The organism is Rhodococcus sp. YL-1 (assembly GCF_001942025.1).
Taxonomy (GTDB): Bacteria; Actinomycetota; Actinomycetes; order Mycobacteriales; family Mycobacteriaceae; genus Rhodococcus_F; species Rhodococcus_F qingshengii.
The window spans coordinates 1,610,476-1,628,534 of record NZ_CP017299.1 but is presented as its reverse complement, the minus strand read 5'-3'; the positions used below and the strand labels follow the sequence as shown (position 1 = coordinate 1,628,534).

Annotated in this window: 18 protein-coding genes; 5 read left to right on the top strand and 13 right to left on the bottom strand. The window is 61.3% G+C overall.

Features of this window, described 5'->3' with window-relative positions; genetic code table 11:
- The first annotated feature begins 36 nt into the window (after positions 1-36).
- Complete coding sequence (locus tag BH682_RS07650; protein WP_075832594.1) at positions 37-2,088, top strand: prolyl oligopeptidase family serine peptidase; 2,052 nt, start codon at positions 37-39, stop codon at positions 2,086-2,088.
- 4 nt (positions 2,089-2,092) lie between these two features.
- Here the strand turns inward: BH682_RS07650 and BH682_RS07645 are convergent, their stop codons facing one another.
- Together BH682_RS07645 and ppk2 are read right to left on the bottom strand one after the other, a co-directional pair.
- On the bottom strand, positions 2,093-2,926 hold the full coding sequence (locus BH682_RS07645) for an alpha/beta hydrolase family protein (protein ID WP_075832592.1): 834 nt from the start codon (positions 2,924-2,926) through the stop codon (positions 2,093-2,095).
- 51 nt (positions 2,927-2,977) lie between these two features.
- Positions 2,978-3,892, bottom strand: coding sequence for a polyphosphate kinase 2 (gene ppk2 / locus BH682_RS07640; RefSeq protein ID WP_075835193.1), 915 nt, complete (start codon positions 3,890-3,892; stop codon positions 2,978-2,980).
- Between the two features lie 145 nt (positions 3,893-4,037).
- Between ppk2 and BH682_RS07635 the strand changes: the two genes are divergently transcribed.
- Entirely contained in the window at positions 4,038-4,241 is a 204-nt protein-coding gene (locus BH682_RS07635) for a PspC domain-containing protein (RefSeq protein ID WP_003941534.1), read from the top strand.
- Positions 4,242-4,334: 93 nt separating this feature from the next.
- Here the strand turns inward: BH682_RS07635 and BH682_RS36355 are convergent, their stop codons facing one another.
- From BH682_RS36355 to BH682_RS35860, 7 genes are all read right to left on the bottom strand, one after another.
- Positions 4,335-4,478 (bottom strand): hypothetical protein, encoded by a 144-nt coding sequence (locus BH682_RS36355; RefSeq protein WP_003941503.1) that lies wholly within the window; start codon positions 4,476-4,478, stop codon positions 4,335-4,337.
- Positions 4,479-4,541: 63 nt separating this feature from the next.
- Complete coding sequence (locus BH682_RS07630) at positions 4,542-4,727, bottom strand: hypothetical protein (protein WP_223304379.1); 186 nt, start codon at positions 4,725-4,727, stop codon at positions 4,542-4,544.
- Positions 4,728-4,939: 212 nt separating this feature from the next.
- Complete coding sequence (locus BH682_RS07625) at positions 4,940-6,385, bottom strand: wax ester/triacylglycerol synthase domain-containing protein (RefSeq protein ID WP_075832590.1); 1,446 nt, start codon at positions 6,383-6,385, stop codon at positions 4,940-4,942.
- A gap of 136 nt (positions 6,386-6,521) precedes the next feature.
- A complete protein-coding gene (locus tag BH682_RS07620) occupies positions 6,522-7,982 on the bottom strand; it encodes a wax ester/triacylglycerol synthase domain-containing protein (RefSeq protein WP_075832588.1) in 1,461 nt (486 codons plus the stop codon).
- A 466-nt stretch (positions 7,983-8,448) separates the two neighbouring features.
- Positions 8,449-8,643 (bottom strand): hypothetical protein, encoded by a 195-nt coding sequence (locus BH682_RS35865; RefSeq protein ID WP_031331808.1) that lies wholly within the window; start codon positions 8,641-8,643, stop codon positions 8,449-8,451.
- A gap of 55 nt (positions 8,644-8,698) precedes the next feature.
- On the bottom strand, positions 8,699-8,833 hold the full coding sequence (locus tag BH682_RS37055; RefSeq protein WP_257232983.1) for a hypothetical protein: 135 nt from the start codon (positions 8,831-8,833) through the stop codon (positions 8,699-8,701).
- Positions 8,834-8,879: 46 nt separating this feature from the next.
- Entirely contained in the window at positions 8,880-9,023 is a 144-nt protein-coding gene (locus BH682_RS35860; RefSeq protein ID WP_153212751.1) for a hypothetical protein, read from the bottom strand.
- 565 nt (positions 9,024-9,588) lie between these two features.
- On the opposite strand from BH682_RS35860, the gene BH682_RS07610 reads away from it, so the two are divergent.
- Positions 9,589-10,425, top strand: coding sequence for a DUF559 domain-containing protein (locus BH682_RS07610; protein WP_054781533.1), 837 nt, complete (start codon positions 9,589-9,591; stop codon positions 10,423-10,425).
- 154 nt (positions 10,426-10,579) lie between these two features.
- Here BH682_RS07610 and groL read toward each other — a convergent pair whose 3' ends face one another.
- From groL to BH682_RS07595, 3 genes are all read right to left on the bottom strand, one after another.
- Positions 10,580-12,205 carry a chaperonin GroEL gene (gene groL, locus BH682_RS07605; protein WP_003941476.1) on the bottom strand — a complete coding sequence of 542 codons (1,626 nt, stop codon included), beginning with the start codon at positions 12,203-12,205 and terminating at the stop codon, positions 10,580-10,582.
- A 273-nt stretch (positions 12,206-12,478) separates the two neighbouring features.
- Positions 12,479-13,036: a DUF6764 family protein gene (locus tag BH682_RS07600; protein WP_019744475.1), complete on the bottom strand. Its 558-nt coding sequence runs from the start codon at positions 13,034-13,036 to the stop codon at positions 12,479-12,481.
- A gap of 81 nt (positions 13,037-13,117) precedes the next feature.
- The gene (locus BH682_RS07595) at positions 13,118-13,903 is read right to left on the bottom strand and encodes an HAD-IIA family hydrolase (RefSeq protein ID WP_003941506.1); all 786 of its coding nucleotides are present in this window, start codon (positions 13,901-13,903) and stop codon (positions 13,118-13,120) included.
- A gap of 82 nt (positions 13,904-13,985) precedes the next feature.
- Between BH682_RS07595 and BH682_RS07590 the strand changes: the two genes are divergently transcribed.
- A complete protein-coding gene (locus BH682_RS07590) occupies positions 13,986-15,131 on the top strand; it encodes a PucR family transcriptional regulator (protein ID WP_020906710.1) in 1,146 nt (381 codons plus the stop codon).
- 156 nt (positions 15,132-15,287) lie between these two features.
- A complete protein-coding gene (locus BH682_RS07585; RefSeq protein WP_021333986.1) occupies positions 15,288-16,541 on the top strand; it encodes an NAD(P)/FAD-dependent oxidoreductase in 1,254 nt (417 codons plus the stop codon).
- Here BH682_RS07585 and BH682_RS07580 read toward each other — a convergent pair.
- Entirely contained in the window at positions 16,513-17,904 is a 1,392-nt protein-coding gene (locus BH682_RS07580) for an amino acid permease (RefSeq protein WP_064075621.1), read from the bottom strand. The two genes, BH682_RS07585 and BH682_RS07580, sit on opposite strands and share 29 nt — an antisense overlap.
- Between the last annotated feature and the right edge of the window lie 155 nt (positions 17,905-18,059).

Genomic DNA, 18,059 nt, shown 5'->3' with positions numbered 1-18,059 from the left:
CGAGTGCTGTCGGGAGCGAGCAGTAAGAATGGACGTATGACTTCCGATCAGCAGCCCACCACCGGCGACGACCCCTACCTCTGGCTCGAAGACGTGACCGGTGAGTCTGCACTCGATTGGGTCCGTCAGCACAATGCCGTGACCGAGGAGCAGCTCACCGACAACGAGCGCTTCGATCGACTACAGAGCGACGTGCGCGAGATCCTCGATACCGACGCGCGAATCCCCTACGTCCGCCGTCGAGGTGAGTTCCTCTACAACTTCTGGCGCGACAGCACCCACGTTCGCGGATTGTGGCGACGCACGACGTTCGATCAGTACGTCACCGACGACCCGGAATGGGACGTCCTGGTCGACCTCGACGCCCTGGCCGAGGCCGAGGGCGAGAACTGGGTCTGGAAGGGCACGCAACTTCTACGGCCACACCGCAACCGTGCATTGATCAGCCTCTCCCGCGGCGGGGCAGACGCGGCGGTCGTTCGCGAGTTCGACATCGACAAGCGCGAGTTCCTCGCTCCCGAGGGCGAGAATCCCGGCTTCTACCTTCCCGAGGCCAAGACCGACATCGACTGGATCGACATCGATACCGTCTACGTCGGAACGGATATCGGACCGGGGTCGCTCACCGATTCCGGATATCCCCGTCTGGCCCAGCGGTGGAAGCGCGGCACTCCCCTCTCCAGCGCCGAGACCGTCTACGAGGGCCAGGCCACGGACGTGGCCATCTCGGCTTCGCACGATCCGACGCCCGGGTTCGAACGGGACTTCGTCACTCGCTCGGTCGATTTCTACAACTCTCAGCATTTCGAAGTTCGCCCCGACGGTGAACTGGTGCTCGTGGACGTCCCCGAGGACGCCGGGATCTCGATTCACCACGAGTGGTTGTTGATCCGCACCAAGTCCGTGTGGGCCGTCGAGGACACCGAATATCCGACCGGCGCACTGCTTGCCATCCGTTACGACGATTTCCTTGCCGGCTCACGAGCACTGACATCGATCTTCGAACCCGACGCACATTCCTCGCTCGAGCACTACACCTGGACACGCGATCATCTGATTCTGGTGGTCCTGACCGACGTGCGCACGACGCTGCGAATCCTGACGCCGGGCGAAAACGGCTGGGAGGATCGACCTTTCGAAGGGCTTCCAGAACTGACCAGTATCGAAATTCTCGACACCGACCCTGATGTCAGCAACGAGTACTTCGTCAATTCGAGTGGATACACCTCCCCTGCAACTCTTTTGCACGGCGTGATCGGCGAAACCGAACCCACTGCCCTCAAGCAGGCTCCCGCGTTCTTCGACGCCGAGGGCATCACCACGGAGCAGTTCTTCGCCACCTCTGCCGACGGCACCCAAGTTCCGTACTTCGTGGTGCGCAGTCCGCGTAGCGAGCCCGGCCCTACCCTGCTCTACGGGTACGGCGGATTCGAGATCTCGCTGACACCGTCGTACAGCGGTTCTCTGGGCCGTGCCTGGCTGACGCAGGGCGGAACCTATGTGGTTGCGAACATTCGTGGTGGCGGCGAGTACGGACCCGGTTGGCACACACAGGTTCTCAAGGCCGGGCGCCACAAGGTGCACGAAGACTTCGCTGCCGTCGCGAGAGACCTCGTCGATCGCGGAATCACGACCCCGGATCTTCTGGCAGCTCAGGGCGGTAGCAACGGCGGCCTGCTGATGGGCATCATGCTGACCAAGTACCCCGAGCTCTTCGGCGCCATCGTCTGTCAGGTCCCGCTGCTGGACATGCGCCGATTCCATCTCCTGCTGGCCGGCGCGTCGTGGATGGCCGAATACGGTGACCCCGATGTCCCGGAGGAGTGGGCATTCATCTCGGAGTACTCGCCGTATCAGAACATCGACGCCGCCGCGTCGTACCCACCGATCCTGATCGCGACGTCCACCCGCGACGACCGCGTCCACCCCGCGCATGCCCGCAAGATGGCCGCACGGCTGGAAGAGCTGGGCAAGCCGGTGCTGTATTTCGAGAACATCGAGGGTGGCCACGGCGGCGCCGCGGACAATGCTCAGCTGGCCTTCAAGACTGCGCTGACCTACGAGTTCCTCTGGCAGAAACTCGCCTGATCTTTCAGCGGTCGCGCAACCACGCGACGACGCGCTCGCTCACAGCGGTGGGATTGCGTATCCAACCGTTGTGACCGAGTGGTTCGTCGATGTGCGTCATCGTCACTTGGGCCCCGGAGAGCTTGTCCACCAGGTTCTTTGCCGACCGGCGTGGAGCGAGATCGTCCCCTTCGATCGTGATCGACAGAACCGGCAAGGTCAGGCGAGCGATCCGCTCCTCGTAGCCGATATCCGCACCGACGGGTTCCATGCGACCGGTCCTGGCGAACCGGGCCCAATCGGTGATCAGTACTTTCGACTGTCGACCGAAGCCGCCGACGTTGACCCGGTCTCCAGGCCAGAAGCCGGCGATGTTGGCTGTCACCGACATCGCGGACGAACCCAGATAGAGTCCGGGCGCACGGATTCCGGGGAATCCGCGGTGATACGGCGATCCGGAGGCAACCAGGATCAGTCCGCCGAGCCGGCCCCGAATCCTCGACGCGTACATGACCCCGATCTGGCCGCCCATGCTGTGCCCCATCAGAAATGGTGTGCTGGCCGGAAACCGCTCACGCACCACCTCGAACGTCGCCGGACAATCGATCGAGACCAGTTCCTGATATCCGAAAACACTCGACGCGCTCGGGCGCGGTTTGCTGTCACCTTGGCCACGCAGTTCACCGATGGCCGCATTGAAGCCGGCTTCGACCAGGGCCTGCGCCACCGGATCGTAGAACCCGGCGGGAACTCCGAGCCCGGGCAACATCACCACCACGGGTGCGTCGTCGTTCGGTCCGGGAAACAGACGGATCGGGGTCACGGTGCCGTCGGGGAGTTGGATCGGTACGGTCTCCATTCAACTCACACTAACCACCCACGCCGCGGATGGGCAGAGCCCACGCGCCGACTATTCGAGGCTTCCCACGATCAGCGGATCCGGAGTACCCACGATCTCGTAATCCTTGTTGTCGTAATCGAACTGACTGAGCACGTGACGCATCGCGTTTATCCGCGCGCGTTTCTTGTCATTGCTCTTGATGACGGTCCACGGAGCGGTGTCGGTATCGGTGAACCGAATCATCTCTTCCTTCGCCGCCGTGTACGCATCCCACTTGTCCAGAGAAGCGATGTCCATCGGCGAAAGCTTCCACTGCCGAACGGGATCGACCTGTCGGATCGCGAACCGCGTGCGCTGCTCCAGCGGTGAAACCGAGAACCAGAACTTGATCAAGCTGATGCCGTCGTCGACGAGCATCTGCTCGAACAACGGCACCTGGCGCAGAAAACGCTCGTGCTCCCCGTCGGTGCAGAAGCCCATGACCCGCTCGACCCCGGCCCGGTTGTACCAAGACCGATCGAACATCACCAGTTCCCCAGCGGCGGGAAGGTGCTGCACATAGCGCTGGAAGTACCACTGCGTCGACTCGCGGGCCGACGGCTTCTCCAGCGCCACGACGCGAGCGCCTCGAGGATTGAGGTGCTCCATGAATCGTTTGATCGTTCCGCCCTTGCCGGCAGCGTCGCGTCCTTCGAACACGATGGCGTGCCGTGCGCCGGTTTCCTTCGACCAGTTCTGCAGCTTGAGGAGTTCGATCTGCAGCAGACGCTTGGACATTTCGTACTCGTCCCGAGGCATCCGTGCCTCGTACGGGTAGCCCTCCCGCCAGGTGTCGACCTCGAAACCGTCCGGCGACGTCAGCAGCACCGGATCGTCGTCGTCATTGTCGTCGACGGTGAAGGCGGCGGTGTCGGCCAGATCGACGGCGGTCGAGAGATCCGCGAAGGCGCTGAGGAACGGTCGGCGTTCTGCTAAATCGGTCACCGCCGACAAGTTAGTCTCCCGCAGCAACTGTTCGGTGAAGCTGGGATGAACTACCGGGGTATGACACGGCGGCCTCAAAAGATCAGGGTGCAGATGGGGGTCGTCCCCGATGGTGCGCGGCGCCATCTCGCTTCAGAATTGAAGCATGACATTCGAAAGCAACACACCTCGCCCCTTCACCCGTTCCAACGACAAGAAAATGTTCGCCGGAGTGTGCGGCGGAATTGCAGATTACTTCGGCGCCGACGTAAATCTTGTCCGTCTACTCGCCGTTATCGCGGCTATTTGCACGGGTGGAACCGCGGCTTTGGTATATCTCGCCGCCTGGATGCTCATGCCGTTAGGTTGAGAATTCCGGCACTTGACATGGCGAGAATTACGCGCCGACAAAAGGTATTTCGGGGCCTACGCGCCAACACGAGCAGGCCCCGAAATCAACAATCTACTTGGCGGCCTTCAACTCTCCACCGCTGAGCGCAGCGAGGGCCTCGAGACCCTTGACGGCCAGGCCACTGACGCTGCCCAACCCCTGACCGATGATCGCACCGACTGAGCCGGCAGCGTCCATGACAGATCCTTCAAGCATGACGTTCTCCTTTAGATGTTCAGTGGTTCACTTGGGACGAGCAAATGACGCCGATCAGAAAACTCAGGGAACGACAGGCGGCGTAAAGCTGAGGGTGTCGAGAGATCCGAAGATTCCACCGGCGGTATCAGCCAGTGAACCGAAGAGGTTTGCACCGACATTGTCCAATCCCAGCAGCATTGTCAGCAAAGCCTGCATCGGTGCACCGTCCCCATTCGGACCACCGAGAATATCCATCAACGAACCCATGTTCAGCTCCTCGCGTAGGTGATTCTTTTTACCGTCGGTGACGATTATCGAACCAGTCCGGCGGTAGACACTCGACGTGTCGACAGTCACATTAATCCGCGAGATAACGACTCGACACCACTACGGACAATTACCTTAATTAGGACGAATTCGACAGAAATTTCCCGAACACAAATCGTCGATTCACCACAAGTTCCGACGCAAGTTACTCTTTATCGTTCGACTACCTCACGATTTTGGTCAGAAACTGCCTGCAGAAGCGTCGTGAACCCCACCCGCAACAATTCGACATAGTGCTCGATATCCGGCATCGTCTCTCGCGAGACGATGACATTGAGCGTCAGAGAACCTCCACGCGCGGCAATGAGGAAGTGGCGCAGAATGTCTCCGTCGACCGGCGCCTGCCCGCCGAGAACTGCCACCGCCGGCGCACCTTCGAAAACATTGCCGTCGACCGATACCGGGACATTGCTGATCGTCGTGTTCTGAATGACCTTGTGCGAAGGGTCCAGCTTGTTGAGCCGACGCGAGAGACCGGTGAGTCTGAGCAGAGCCGCAGGCGAGGTTTCGATGCGTGTGCCGTAACGACGGACGGCTGGGTGCGAACTCCGCCCCTTTGCCATCAGCGCCGAATCCCTGATCAGTGTCAGCCGCTCGACCGGATCTTCGACGTCCGTGTGCAGATCGACCGTCAACAGCGCCAGTTGGTTGGCCGATTCCCATTCGGCTATCTGCCGCATCGATCGGGGAACCATCGCCGCCAACCCACTGGCCGACTTCTCGCCCTTTTCCGACAGGTATGCGTCGAGAGCACCGGCGACGACGGTCAGGAAGATGTCGTTGACCGTCACGTCCGGAACGGCCGCTCGGATCGCCTTGATGTCTGGGCCGTCCAGCGTCAGGAAATCGATCGTGATGTCTCCGCCCAGCACGCCGTTGAATCGGGTCGGTAGGCGGTCGGCCGAGTACGTAGGCAGCTCTCCGGCCTCTTCCGCCTCCCGAACCGTCTCGGCCGCAACCTTTGTCACGGACAGACCCCGGCCGAAACGGATCGCCTGGCCGGGCAGACCCACGACCGTGCGCCCGATCAAATCCAGCGACGAAAGCCCCGAACCGGCACGCTTCGTCTCCGGTTTCGGCGGACCGGAGAACAGAAGGTTGGTCAGATCGCGGATCGCCAGACCGTCACCGGCCCCGTGGTGGGTCTTGAGCATGATCAGCGTCAGATTGCCCGGTAGCTCGTCGATCCCGTGCACGCCGGTCATGACGTGCAACTCCCAAGGCGGCCGGGACAGGTCCATCGGCTCCCCGAGCGAGCGCCCGAGCAATTCACGAACCGGCGCCCACCCGGCAACAGGGGCACGATGGACGTGCACGTGATCATCGACGTCGAAATCGGCCGGGACCCAATAGGGATAGTCCAGATCCAGCGGAACTCGCTGGAGCCGACTCGTGAACAGTGGCCAGTACCCGAATCTTTCGGTGATCCACCGAACCGCGTCGTCGTGCGTCATCTCTGCGAGCGGATGGCCCGTCGTGTCGAAGAAGTAGGCGCAGACCATGTGGCTCAGATGTCCGCCGGACTCGTTGTAGACGAACTCCGCGTCTCGCGGTCCCATCTGAGATACCGCGGCTGGCAACGAGTTCCGAAAGATCATGCATGCCCCTCAATTCCGACGCTGAACGAATGTCCGAATTGTAGCGAGCTGACATGCAGATCCTCTGGGTTCTGCTCGGAATCGTTGGGTGTCACCAAATCCAGCAATCGGAGAAGGTGCCTGCGATTCCGATCGATCAGGAGGCAACCTCTTGGTTAGGTGAATCCGCAGTCTGCATCGCGGCTGCCGCTGCCAAGTCATCGAAACTTGCTCGCAGTAGTTCGATGTAATGGTGGAGATCGGGCATGGTCGCGGTGTCCGCGATGACGTTGAGGGTCAGTCCCCCACCTGCTGCGGCGACCATGAAATGCCGTAGCCCATCCCCGTCGATGGGCGCTTGCACTGCAAGCACAGCCGCGCCCGGGGCGCCGGCAAGCGTCAACCCTTCGACCGAGAGTGGAATGTTACTCACCATCGTGTGCTGGTAACGCGGTCGATCGAGGCTGTGATCGTTCTGCTTGCGCGCATACGCCATCAATCTCATCAAAGGCGCGGGCGTGGTCTCGACTGCGGCCCCGGCACGCCTGACCGCGGGATGGGACGTGCGCGCCTTCTCCGACCGTGCCGAACTCGAAATGAGCGCCAACCTCTCCAATGGGGACTCGACCTGGGTGTGCATATCCACCAGCATAGCCACCAACTGATTCGCCGACTCCCACGCTTCGACCTTACGCACCGAGCGAGGAACCATCGCGATCAAGGAATCGCTTGGCCTTTCATCCTTTTCCGTGAGGTAGCGCGTCAGAGCGCCTCCGACAACGGCGAGTAGAACGTCGTTGACAGTGGCACCGGGCACCGAATCCTTGATCTCACGGACCTGCTCCCCGGACATTGTCATCGGTTCGAGTGAGGCAGCTCCACTCACCTTGCCGTTGAATCGAATTGCAGGCCTCTCGTTGAGGCTCTCCACCCATTCTCCTGCCTTCTTCGCAGCGTCAGCATCTCTCTGAGCGCGTCGGTTGCCTGGTACCTGCCTTGCGAAGCGATATATTCGGCCGGGAAACCCCAGTAGCGACTTGGTGAATATCCTCGCTCGCACAAACGGCACAGACGGTTCGGACCCAGCCTGCTGCACCTTGCCCGAAAAGATAGCCTCGCCCAACGTCCTGATGGCGATACCGTCAGCTGCACTGTGGTGAGACTTGAGCACCACCGCCGTCAGTCGGCCCGGCAATTCTTCAAGTCCCTCCAAACCTACGAAGAAGTGCAGTTCCCACGGCGGACGGCGCAGGTCCATCTTCGTGGTCAACAACGCGCTCAACGGCTTTTGCAGCGCTGCCCATCCTGTGTCGTTGATCTTGTTGACGTACACGTGCTTTCGGACGTCGAAGTCAGGGTCTGTCACCCAGTAGGGATGGTCCAGTCCCAACGGAGTCCGTTGGACTCGTTGAGTGAACATGCGATCACATCCGAGGCGTGCGGTAACCCAGTCCACTGCCTGTTCTGCCGTGAATTCCGCGCTTGGGTGCAACGATGTCTCGAAGAAGTACACAGCGATCAGATGGTTCAGGTGACCAGCGCCCTCGTGATAGATGAATTCGGCATCGCGTGGGTTCAGCTGCGCCATCCTTGCGCCTGACGTGTTGGACGCGCCCATTGAACTCCTTGTATCGCGGCTGGTTGCCCGCACATTCGCCTGAGTGCAAAGCTTGTGACTATAAGGCCAGTGATTGCAAAACCGATGGTCCCCGAAGCCAGAGGGCTACGGGGACCAAAGTTTCAAGCAAGTGCAGGTTGTGCAGGTTCGCCTGACTGCTCCGCTACGATGCTGTCCTCGAAACCGAACAATATGATGCAGTCGCTGGAGTGATCACGGCTTTTGTGGAGGATCCTTGATGATCTTGCTTCCAGTGGAAGTGAGACCAAGCATGTTCGATACCCACGTGATCATTCCGGTTAAATAAGTTTGCAGCATGACCGATTCCGTTCTTTCTATGGCGTGGGGGAAGACGACAGCGCGTTCAAATACTTCACAAACGTGCCCACGAGATCGACCGATCCGAAATCGACGATCTTGGACAGGTAGTCCAGGAAGAGATCGAACATCTTTTCTCCTTCTCCTTTTACAGGCCGGCTACGGAGCCGAGGACCGATTGGACGCTGCCCGCCGCAGCCTCACCGAGCGCACCGCCCATGTTGAGGCTTCCGGTGATCGACACGAAGATTCCGTCAACGACCTTGACCAAGTAGAACAGTGGATCCACGAGGGATCCGACGTCAACGCTTGCGAGCGCACCTATCAAACTAGCTGTGTCCACCGTATTTCACACTCCTTGAGATTGATTTCGTTCACTGGCTAAAGCAATTCACTTCTCAGTCGACGTTCGGGAACCAGCCGAAGTCAACCGAGGCGATAAACGGGGTAAACAAAGCCATCCCGAGAATGTTTTTGATCAACCCCCCGGCCTCGCCCTCGAGAACGTCCGCAATCGATCCCAGATCCATCATTCGCTCCTGTCATCAAAAACATTGGAAGAAGAACTTGCAGGTGCCGTCAACTGAGGTCGATTGCCGAAACCAACGATCCGGTGACCCCGTCGATTCCCGGCATGAGCGAACCGGACCAGACGTTACCCAGCAGGTCGGTGAACAATGCCGCCGTTGTCTGCAGGAACATGACGATCATATTGAATCCCACGCTTTCGATTGGCCGCGAATACTCACGGAACATTTACATTGGAATGCTTGATGCAGCCCACAAAGAACCGGTCCGAGCAGCAATTAAAGAATCCCAGTCGAACGATGAAGCCGAGATCCTCCGGGGCTGGTGCCCACTTTCCGCGGCTGTGACTGACATCAAGGTAGTGCAATAGGATCCGGTTTGGGTGCTTTTTGCCCAAGAATTTCAGATGGATCTGAAACCTGTTCCATATTCGCAGGTCTAGCGTCCAAGACGCCTGAAAATCGAGCAAAATGGAATAGCAACCGGAATTTACGTCGTCCGAAAGGCTTAGTACTTGAGGGTATTCAGGACAGAATTATCCACCAAAAGAACTAGACGTATCCGCACTTCACAGGTTAGCGGAGGCGAACAATCGGGACGGAAAATATCAAACATCCTTCAACATTCGGATAGATGAAGCTTCTCGTTCCCCACCTTCTCGATACACCTGTTACGCCATGAGGTTGTCCACACACACGCGGCCATCCACAAAGTGGCTTCTGAATCCGCGTCGTCAGGCTCTTGCCGCCACAGTGCATACGTGGAAGTTGTCACAAGAAACCAGTTGCTCGAGCAGGGCACTTCGCGCAGTTCGATCTCCCGATCCACGCGGTCAGGGCGACTCCATCGAATCCTGCCGTCGGTGTACTCCACCGAAGAACCTGGATACTTCGAGCGTTGCGTCGCGGTCACACTGTGGAAGCCTGAGGCCGTCCTCAGCCATACCAGCGCAGCCTGGCTGTGGGATCTCCTGCCGGAGGAACCACTCTTCGTCGAGGCCACCGTGGCTCCCAGCGTCCGAGCAGCCAGTCCGCAGTGGGTACGGCTTCACCGACGAACAGGAGTCTCGTCGGATGAGTGGATGGGTTTACCGATCGTGCCGATCGAGCAGTGCTTCATCGACGTCGCGACCACGTTGCCACGGCCCGCACTCGAGGCCTTCTTCGACGCGGCGGTATCGACCCGAGTGCCGTGGAAGTCGATAGCCCAACTGTGTGATGCGAGCCGCGGCAGGCACGGGATCCCCGCCGTACGCGAACAACTCCGCACCTGTTGCCCGCTCACTCGTTCGGAACCGGAGCGAGCAGTCGCCCGTGCACTGACTGCGCGCAACGTTCACCTGGAGATCAACGCTCGGGTCGGACCCTACTTCGGCGATCTGGTCGACACGCGAGCCCGGGTGATCGTGGAGATCGACGGGCGCGAATTCCATACCGACCCCGCAACTTTCAACAACGATCGACGGCGTCAGAACGCACTCGTTCTCGACGGATGGATGGTGTTGCGTTACTCCGCCGCCACCGCGATGGCCCATCTCGACGCTGTGGCGGACGAAATCATCACAGTGGTCCGAAGACGCCGACACAACCGGGCGTAAGCGCGGGCGTAAACGCACACAGCATCGAGCGCGCAACGGGAAACCGCGATCGCGTCGCAGTAGTGGACAAAAATGCCCGCAAATACCTCCGCACAAGCAAAAGCCCGGCCCACCAAACGGTGGGCCGGGCTCTAGGAGCTAGGTGGAGATGGACTCAGAAGTCCATGCCGCCCATGCCGCCGGTCGGATCGCCTGCAGGCGCTCCGGCCTTCTCGGGCTTGTCAGCGACAACGGCTTCGGTCGTCAGGAACAGAGCCGCGATGGACGCTGCGTTCTGCAGTGCCGAGCGGGTGACCTTGACCGGGTCGTTGATGCCTGCAGCGAGCAGGTCGCCGTACTCGTTGGTCGCAGCGTTGAGGCCGTGACCTGCGGGCAGGTTGGAGACCTTGTCCGCAACAACGCCGGGCTCGAGGCCTGCGTTGAATGCGATCTGCTTGAGCGGAGCGGACAGTGCAACGCGAACGATGTTCGCGCCGGTTGCCTCGTCACCTTCGAGCTTGAGGTCGTCCAGTGCGGGAGCTGCCTGGAGAAGTGCAACGCCACCGCCGGCGACGATGCCCTCTTCGACGGCTGCCTTTGCGTTACGCACTGCATCTTCGATGCGGTGCTTGCGCTCCTTGAGCTCGACCTCGGTAGCAGCGCCGGCCTTGATGACTGCAACGCCGCCGGCCAGCTTGGCCAGACGTTCCTGCAGCTTCTCACGGTCGTAATCCGAGTCGCTGTTCTCGATCTCGGCGCGGATCTGGCTGACACGACCGGCGATTGCGTCGGCGTCGCCGGCACCCTCGACGATGGTGGTCTCGTCCTTGGTGATGACGACCTTGCGTGCCTGGCCGAGGAGCTCGAGGCCTGCGGTCTCCAAGGAGAGTCCGACCTCTTCGCTGATGACCTCGCCACCGGTGAGGATGGCGATGTCGGCGAGCTGAGCCTTACGACGGTCACCGAAGCCGGGAGCCTTGACGGCAACAGACTTGAAGGTGCCACGGATCTTGTTGACCACGAGGGTGGAGAGAGCTTCGCCCTCGACGTCCTCGGCGATGATCAGGAGCGGCTTGCCGGACTGGATGACCTTCTCCAGCAGGGGCAGCAGGTCCTTGACCGTGGAGATCTTGGAGCTGACGAGCAGGATGTACGCGTCTTCGAGGACGGCTTCCTGACGCTCTGCATCGGTGGCGAAGTACGCCGAGATGTAGCCCTTGTCGAAGCGCATGCCCTCGGTGAGCTCGAGCTGCAGGCCGAAGGTGTTGGACTCCTCGACCGTGATGACGCCTTCCTTGCCGACCTTGTCCATAGCCTCGGCGATGAGCTCACCGATGGACGGGTCGCCGGCGGAAATACCGGCGGTAGCAGCGATCTGCTCCTTGGTGTCGATCTCCTTGGCGGTCTCGAGCAGGCGAGCTGTGACAGCCTCGACAGCCTTCTCGATGCCGCGCTTGAGGCCGAGCGGGTTCGCGCCGGCTGCGACGTTGCGCAGGCCTTCACGGACCAGAGCCTGTGCGAGAACGGTAGCGGTGGTGGTGCCGTCGCCAGCGACGTCGTCAGTCTTCTTGGCGACCTCCTTGACGAGCTCGGCGCCGATCTTCTCGTACGGGTCGTCGAGTTCGATCTCCTTGGCGATGGAAACACCATCGTTGGTGATCGTGGGGGCGCCCCACTTCTTTTCGAGAACGACGTTGCGACCCTTGGGGCCCAACGTCACCTTGACAGCGTCGGCGAGGGCGTTGAGGCCTCGCTCGAGGCCACGACGTGCCTCTTCGTCGAACGCGATGATCTTTGCCATTGCGAAGTGATCCTCCGGATAGGGGGTGACACACAAGGTGACCGCTCGTCGGGTCACCTCATCGGCACAAGGCGACCGTTTGACCAGTCACCTCATTACACGGGCGACCGATTTGCCTGGTCACCCATCTACGCCTGTGGTCTAGTCAGTGCCCGCGACGGACGACCGGGGGTGTCTATGGTTCCCGGTCTCACTGCCTCGACCTGGCACTCACGGTTCGCGAGTGCCAACTGCATTTTTAGCACTCGAGCGTGCCGAGTGCAAGGTTGAGCCTCAGCCCGCGATGCAGAACTGTCCGTTACTCAAATTGACCGCAAACGAGAGCACTCCGACGCAGTCGACGCCGTTGGCATCGGCCGTAGCGCCCGCTCCGTAACCAGCGATGGCGAAGGTGACGTTGCCGTCAGCCGCCCCGGCCCGCGCGATACCGCCGCCGAGCGCAAATGCCTGCGCCTGACCGTTACCGCGAGAAGCCCCCAGCGCGGTTCCGAAGCCGTTTGCATATGAATTGGAGTAGCCGTTGTCGGCGGCGACGCTCACAGCGGTACCGCTCTCGGCAGCACCGGCCTGCGAACGGCCGGCTCCGACGGACTGCGCGCCGCAGCTCGCGGTCTCGGAGACCTGGATGTCATTGGCCGACGGCGGCGAGACACACGTGACGGGGGCTGCCGAAGCAGCTCCCGCACCGGTCAGCGCCAGCCCGGCGGCGAGCCCCATACCTACAGTCATCACAGCCCCTGTTCTCGCCAGGCGGCCCCCCAACCGACTACTGGAAATTCCGCTGACTCGAGAGGATGAGCGACGGAACCAGACTGACGAGATCAAGGGCATAGAAAACTCCTTCGTGGAACAAGTTCATTGGATTCGGGCGCGAGAGTACCCGCTCGAGTGAAGTCCGTCACCCCCGCCTGGTCAAGCCTCGAGGACGACCCCGAGAAGGGCCGGAAGATCCGCGACCGAATCGATGACATGATCAGGCTTCTGAACCGACAGATCGAGCACTGTTTGCCGAAACTTGCCTGTGCGCACCAGAACTCCGGTCAAGCCGACTCGTTGTGAGGAGAGGACGTCCCCGATCAGGTCGTCGCCGACCATCACCGTCGCCTCAGGTTCGACATGCATCAGCTCCGTGGCTGTCAGGAACCCCGTGAGAGACGGTTTACCCACTGCGGCGATATTTACACCTGCCACTTCCTCGAAGCCCGGCAAGTACGTTCCGGTGTCGATCCGAAGGCCGTCTACGGTCTCCCACATCATCCCGCGGTGCATCGCGACGACGGGCACACCGGCGAGCAGGAGTTCGAGCACTCGGCTCAGCGCCTCGTGAGTGAACTCCGGGCCGGCACCGCCGAGAATCACGACCTCAGGATCGGCGTCGTCGAATTCGATTCCCTCGAGATCGGCAGACACGTCACCGTGATTGAGGACCCACGCCCGCGCGTCCGGATACGTCGCCCGCACGTACTCCCCCGTGAGCCTGGCGGCAGTAACTATCTGGCTCGCCTCGACCTCGATACCGGCGTCGCACAACCCCTGCGCGATGAGCGTCGAACTGCGCGAGGTTGTGTTGGTCAGAAACCCACAGGCCAATCCGCGCCGCCGAACTTCGCGTACTGCTTCCCCTGCTCCCTCGATCGGCTGCCAGGACGTGAGCAGGACTCCGTCGATATCGAACAGAACACCTTCGATGTCGGCCATTGCACCAGCCTATATTCGCCATCGAGGTCCTGCCGAGGCGTCGGAACCCGAAATCCGTCGATCGCTCAGTAGGCTCCCACCCATGGACCTGCGCGACGACGACCTATTCTCCGTTGCCGGTTCTCTGGCCGAATTGCTCGGCGCTCCCGTCACGATCGAGGACGAGAACTCGACTGTCCTCGCGTACTCCGGCGGCGAGCAGGCCGTGGACGAAGCCCGCATCGGCACGATCCTCGGCCGGCAGGTACCCAGCCGATTCCGCCAATTACTCTCCGATGCAGGAGTATTCGATCGTCTCCACCGAGAGAGCGACCCAATCTACGTTGATCTCGAAGACCCTGCGATCACGCCGCGCCTGGTCATCGCAGTTCGCGAGAACGATCACCCCGTCGGCTCGATCTGGGTCGCACTCGCCGGAACACCGACGCCCACACAGGAATCGATACTTCGATCCGCGGTATCTGTCGTGGCCGAGAGAATCGCCTCGGAGCGTGACCGGGTCGACAGCACACGCCGTCGCCAATCCCAGCGCGTCCAAGCTCTGATCGGCGGTGGCGAACCCGCATTCCGCGCCGCAGACGACTTGCGGTTGGCAGGCCCGCTCACCGTCGTCGCCGTCGGAACCGTTGCGGGACCACTGCCGGCGGGGTTGGTCGCGTCCTTGAGCTTGTACCTCGACACTCTGGCCGTCGACGCCGTTGCCGCTCAACTGTCCGAGACCATCTACCTTGTCATCGCGACCGACGAGACCAACGCTCGCCGATTGTCCGCCGACTTCCTCACCCGCGCCCGTGGCCGCGAATTCCTGGCAGTGGCCGTCGGTCGGACAGTGAAGTCTGCAAGCGAATCACATCTTTCGCGCTCGGACACCGACCATGTTCTCGGAGCGCTTCGTCATGGCCGGTCCGGCGGAACCGTCGCGGGAATGAGGGACACGTTGGCCTCCGTTCTCGCCCTGCACGTCGCCGACATCATCGACGGACTCGGCGACTCCACACCACTCGGAAGCCTCGAACGTCACGACTCTCAGCACGGCAGCGATCTGGTCGCGACGGCAAAGGCCTTTCTCGAGCACGGCGGTGACGTGGCGAATTCTTCTGCCGCACTGCATGTTCACCCCAACACGCTCCGCAACCGCCTGCGTCGAGGCAAGGAGATGTGCGGCGTCGACCTGACCGACGCCGACACCCGCTTGATTCTGATGCTGCAGTTCAAACTCGGTCGCTGAGCAGGCGCGGCGGTGCGTTGTGCGAATCCACAACGAGGTAGCTCCGACGATGGCCGAACGGCCAGTCCTTTTGCCGCCCCCGCGATTCATGCTTGAGAGAAGAGCCGGATGTGACCGGCGTCTCGGTTCGAGCAGAGTCTGTAGAAGGAGTGCGTCATGGGAACTCGTCAGAGCCCCGATCGTGTGGTCGTGGTCGGTGCGGGTGTTGTCGGATTGTCGACGGCCTGGTTCTTGCAGGAACGTGGAGTCGAGGTCACCGTCGTCGATCGCGACGGCGTCGCAGCCGACGCGAGCTGGGGCAACGCCGGTTGGCTTGCCCCCGCATTGACGCTTCCGCTGCCCGAACCCGCAGTGCTCCAATACGGCTTGCGCGCGATGCTCAGCCCGTCGTCCCCGGTGTACGTGCCACTGACCACCGATCTGAAGCTGATTCGGTTCCTGGTCGGGTTCGCGCGCCACTGCACGCCGTCGAAGTGGCAGGAAGCGATGTCGGTCTACACCGAGGTCAACCGAACAGCCTTGGGCGCGTACGACGAACTCGCCGACGGTGGCGTCAAAGAGCTGACGCGCCTGGCCGATCCTTTCCTCGCCGCGTTTGCGTCCGAGAAGGACCGACAGACCTTGGTGGACGAGTTCCACCACGTCGAAGCTGCCGGCGGAGAAGTCGACTTCGACCTCCTCGACTACGACGCGATTCATTCGCTCGAGCCTTCACTCGGCCAGGGTGTGAAAGCCGGTTTGCGCCTGCGCAATCAGCGTTTCATCGATCCCCCGTTGTTCGTGAACTCGTTGGCGGACGCGGTTCGTGAACGCGGTGGAGAAATCGTCAGCGGTTTCGACGTCACGCAGATCGACGATCGGGTCGGCGGAGTCACTGTTCGCAGTGCACACGGTGATTCACGCGACGGCGACGCCGTGGTCATCTCGAGCGGTGCCCGCTTGAACAAGCTCGCTGCACCGTTCGGTGTGCGCAAACTGGTGCAGGCCGGACGCGGATACAGCTTCAGTGTCAAGCCTGAGCACCTCCCCAAGAACCCTGTGTATTTCCCCACCCAGCGCGTCGCATGCACTCCGTTGCACGATCGCTTCCGAGTGGCCGGAATGATGGAATTCCGCAGCCCTGACGCGCCGCTGGACCCGCGCCGCGTGCAGGCGATCATCGATGCGGCCAAGCCGATGCTCAGCGGCATCGACTGGACTGCGCGGGAAGAGGAATGGGTGGGATCACGACCGTGCACTACCGACGGCTTGCCGTTGATCGGAGCCACGCGCTCGCCGCGCGTGCACGTCGCCGGTGGTCACGGGATGTGGGGAATCGCTCTGGGTCCGTTGACGGGAAAGATGGTGGCCGACTCGATGACCGGTGCTCAGACGCCGACCGTCATGAGTCACTTCGATCCGCTGCGCTGACAGCCGGTTTCACCCACTTGTAGTACGCGCCCGTCAGCAGAACCAGCCATCCGGCGCCGACGAGCAGCGCAACTCGGGTATCGGCGATGACGCCGAGCAACATGATGACAAAAGCCAGGAACACGATCGCGAAGATCTGACCGTACGGCCACAGCGGCACTGGAAACTTCAGTGCCGCTGTTTCGTCTGCACTCATCTGAGCGCGGGAACGGAACTGCGAGAGCAGGATCATGATCCAGACGAAAATGGTGGCGAAGGTCGCCAGCGAGGCGATGACGAGGAACACCTGGTCCGGGATCAGGTAGTTGAGCACTACTCCCACCAACAGGGCAACGGTCATGATGACAACGGTCATCCACGGAACACCGTTGGCGGAGACTCTCTTCATCACCTGCGGGGCCTGGCCGGCATGCGACATTCCGAACATCATGCGACCCGCACCGAAAACGTCGCTGTTGATGGCTGACAGGGCTGCGGTGATGACGACGATGTTGAGGATCGATGCGGCCGTTCCCAATCCGAGGTTCTCGAAGATCTGGACGAACGGGCTGTTGTCGGAGTTGATGGTCTGCCACGGAATGATCGCCATGATGACGGCGAGGGTGCAGATGTAGAAGAGAATGATGCGCACCGGGACCGTGTTGACGGCTTTCCTGATGGTCTGCGCCGGATCCTCGGCTTCGCCCGCGGTGATACCGATGATCTCGGTGCCACCGAACGCGAACATGACGATCGCGAAACACGCGACGAATCCGCCGAAGCCCGTCGCGAAGAACCCGCCGTCCGACCAGAGGTGGCTGATTCCGGCATCGGTGTCGTGAACGCCGAATCCGAACACGATGATCGCGATGCCGCCGGCGATCATCGCGATGATGGCGGTGATCTTCACGAGCGTGAACCAGAATTCCAGTTCGCCGAACACCTTGACGCTCAACAGGTTTATCGCGCCGATGAAGAAGACGACAGCCAGAACCCAGATCCATCTCGGTACGTCCGGGAACCAGAACTGCATGTACAGGCCGAAGGCGGTGACGTCGGCGAGGCACACGATCACCATCTCGAACGTGTACGTCCACCCGGTCATGAAACCGGCGAGTGGTCCGAGGTGCTTGTTCGCGTACTCGCTGAACGAACCGGAAACCGGGTTACGGACCGCCATCTCGCCGAGCGCTCGCAACACCAGGTAGACCGCGATACCGCCGATCAGGTAGGCCAGGAGCACCGACGGGCCGGCTCGTTTGATGGCCTCGGCGCTGCCGTAGAACAGTCCGGTTCCGATGGCTGATCCGAGGGCGATGAAGCGGATATGGCGCGCTGTCAGCCCTCGCTTGAGGCCATCCTGCGTCGCGGCGTCGCTGTTCACTTCTCGGTACTCCAGTCGGATGGATCGTCATACGTGCGCGAACCATTGTCCGCTACCACCGCGCGTGTTCCCGCACGACCCTGTTGGACGGCCGTACAGTGACCTGACACACATGGTCCATTGACGGATCGCTTACGATCGACAAAAGTGTTTGT

Excerpts from the sequence above, each read along its gene's own strand:
- BH682_RS07650 (WP_075832594.1), top strand. The coding sequence starts at position 37 with ATGACTTCCGATCAGCAGCCCACCACCGGCGACGACCCCTACCTCTGG.
- BH682_RS07645 (WP_075832592.1), bottom strand. The coding sequence starts at position 2,926 with ATGGAGACCGTACCGATCCAACTCCCCGACGGCACCGTGACCCCGATC.
- BH682_RS07635 (WP_003941534.1), top strand. The coding sequence starts at position 4,038 with ATGACATTCGAAAGCAACACACCTCGCCCCTTCACCCGTTCCAACGAC.
- BH682_RS36355 (WP_003941503.1), bottom strand. The coding sequence starts at position 4,478 with ATGCTTGAAGGATCTGTCATGGACGCTGCCGGCTCAGTCGGTGCGATC.
- BH682_RS07630 (WP_223304379.1), bottom strand. The coding sequence starts at position 4,727 with ATGGGTTCGTTGATGGATATTCTCGGTGGTCCGAATGGGGACGGTGCA.
- BH682_RS07625 (WP_075832590.1), bottom strand. The coding sequence starts at position 6,385 with ATGATCTTTCGGAACTCGTTGCCAGCCGCGGTATCTCAGATGGGACCG.
- BH682_RS07620 (WP_075832588.1), bottom strand. The coding sequence starts at position 7,982 with ATGGGCGCGTCCAACACGTCAGGCGCAAGGATGGCGCAGCTGAACCCA.
- BH682_RS37055 (WP_257232983.1), bottom strand. The coding sequence starts at position 8,833 with ATGATGGATCTGGGATCGATTGCGGACGTTCTCGAGGGCGAGGCCGGG.
- groL (WP_003941476.1), bottom strand. The coding sequence starts at position 12,205 with ATGGCAAAGATCATCGCGTTCGACGAAGAGGCACGTCGTGGCCTCGAG.
- BH682_RS07600 (WP_019744475.1), bottom strand. The coding sequence starts at position 13,036 with ATGCCCTTGATCTCGTCAGTCTGGTTCCGTCGCTCATCCTCTCGAGTC.
- BH682_RS07595 (WP_003941506.1), bottom strand. The coding sequence starts at position 13,903 with ATGGCCGACATCGAAGGTGTTCTGTTCGATATCGACGGAGTCCTGCTC.
- BH682_RS07590 (WP_020906710.1), top strand. The coding sequence starts at position 13,986 with ATGGACCTGCGCGACGACGACCTATTCTCCGTTGCCGGTTCTCTGGCC.
- BH682_RS07585 (WP_021333986.1), top strand. The coding sequence starts at position 15,288 with ATGGGAACTCGTCAGAGCCCCGATCGTGTGGTCGTGGTCGGTGCGGGT.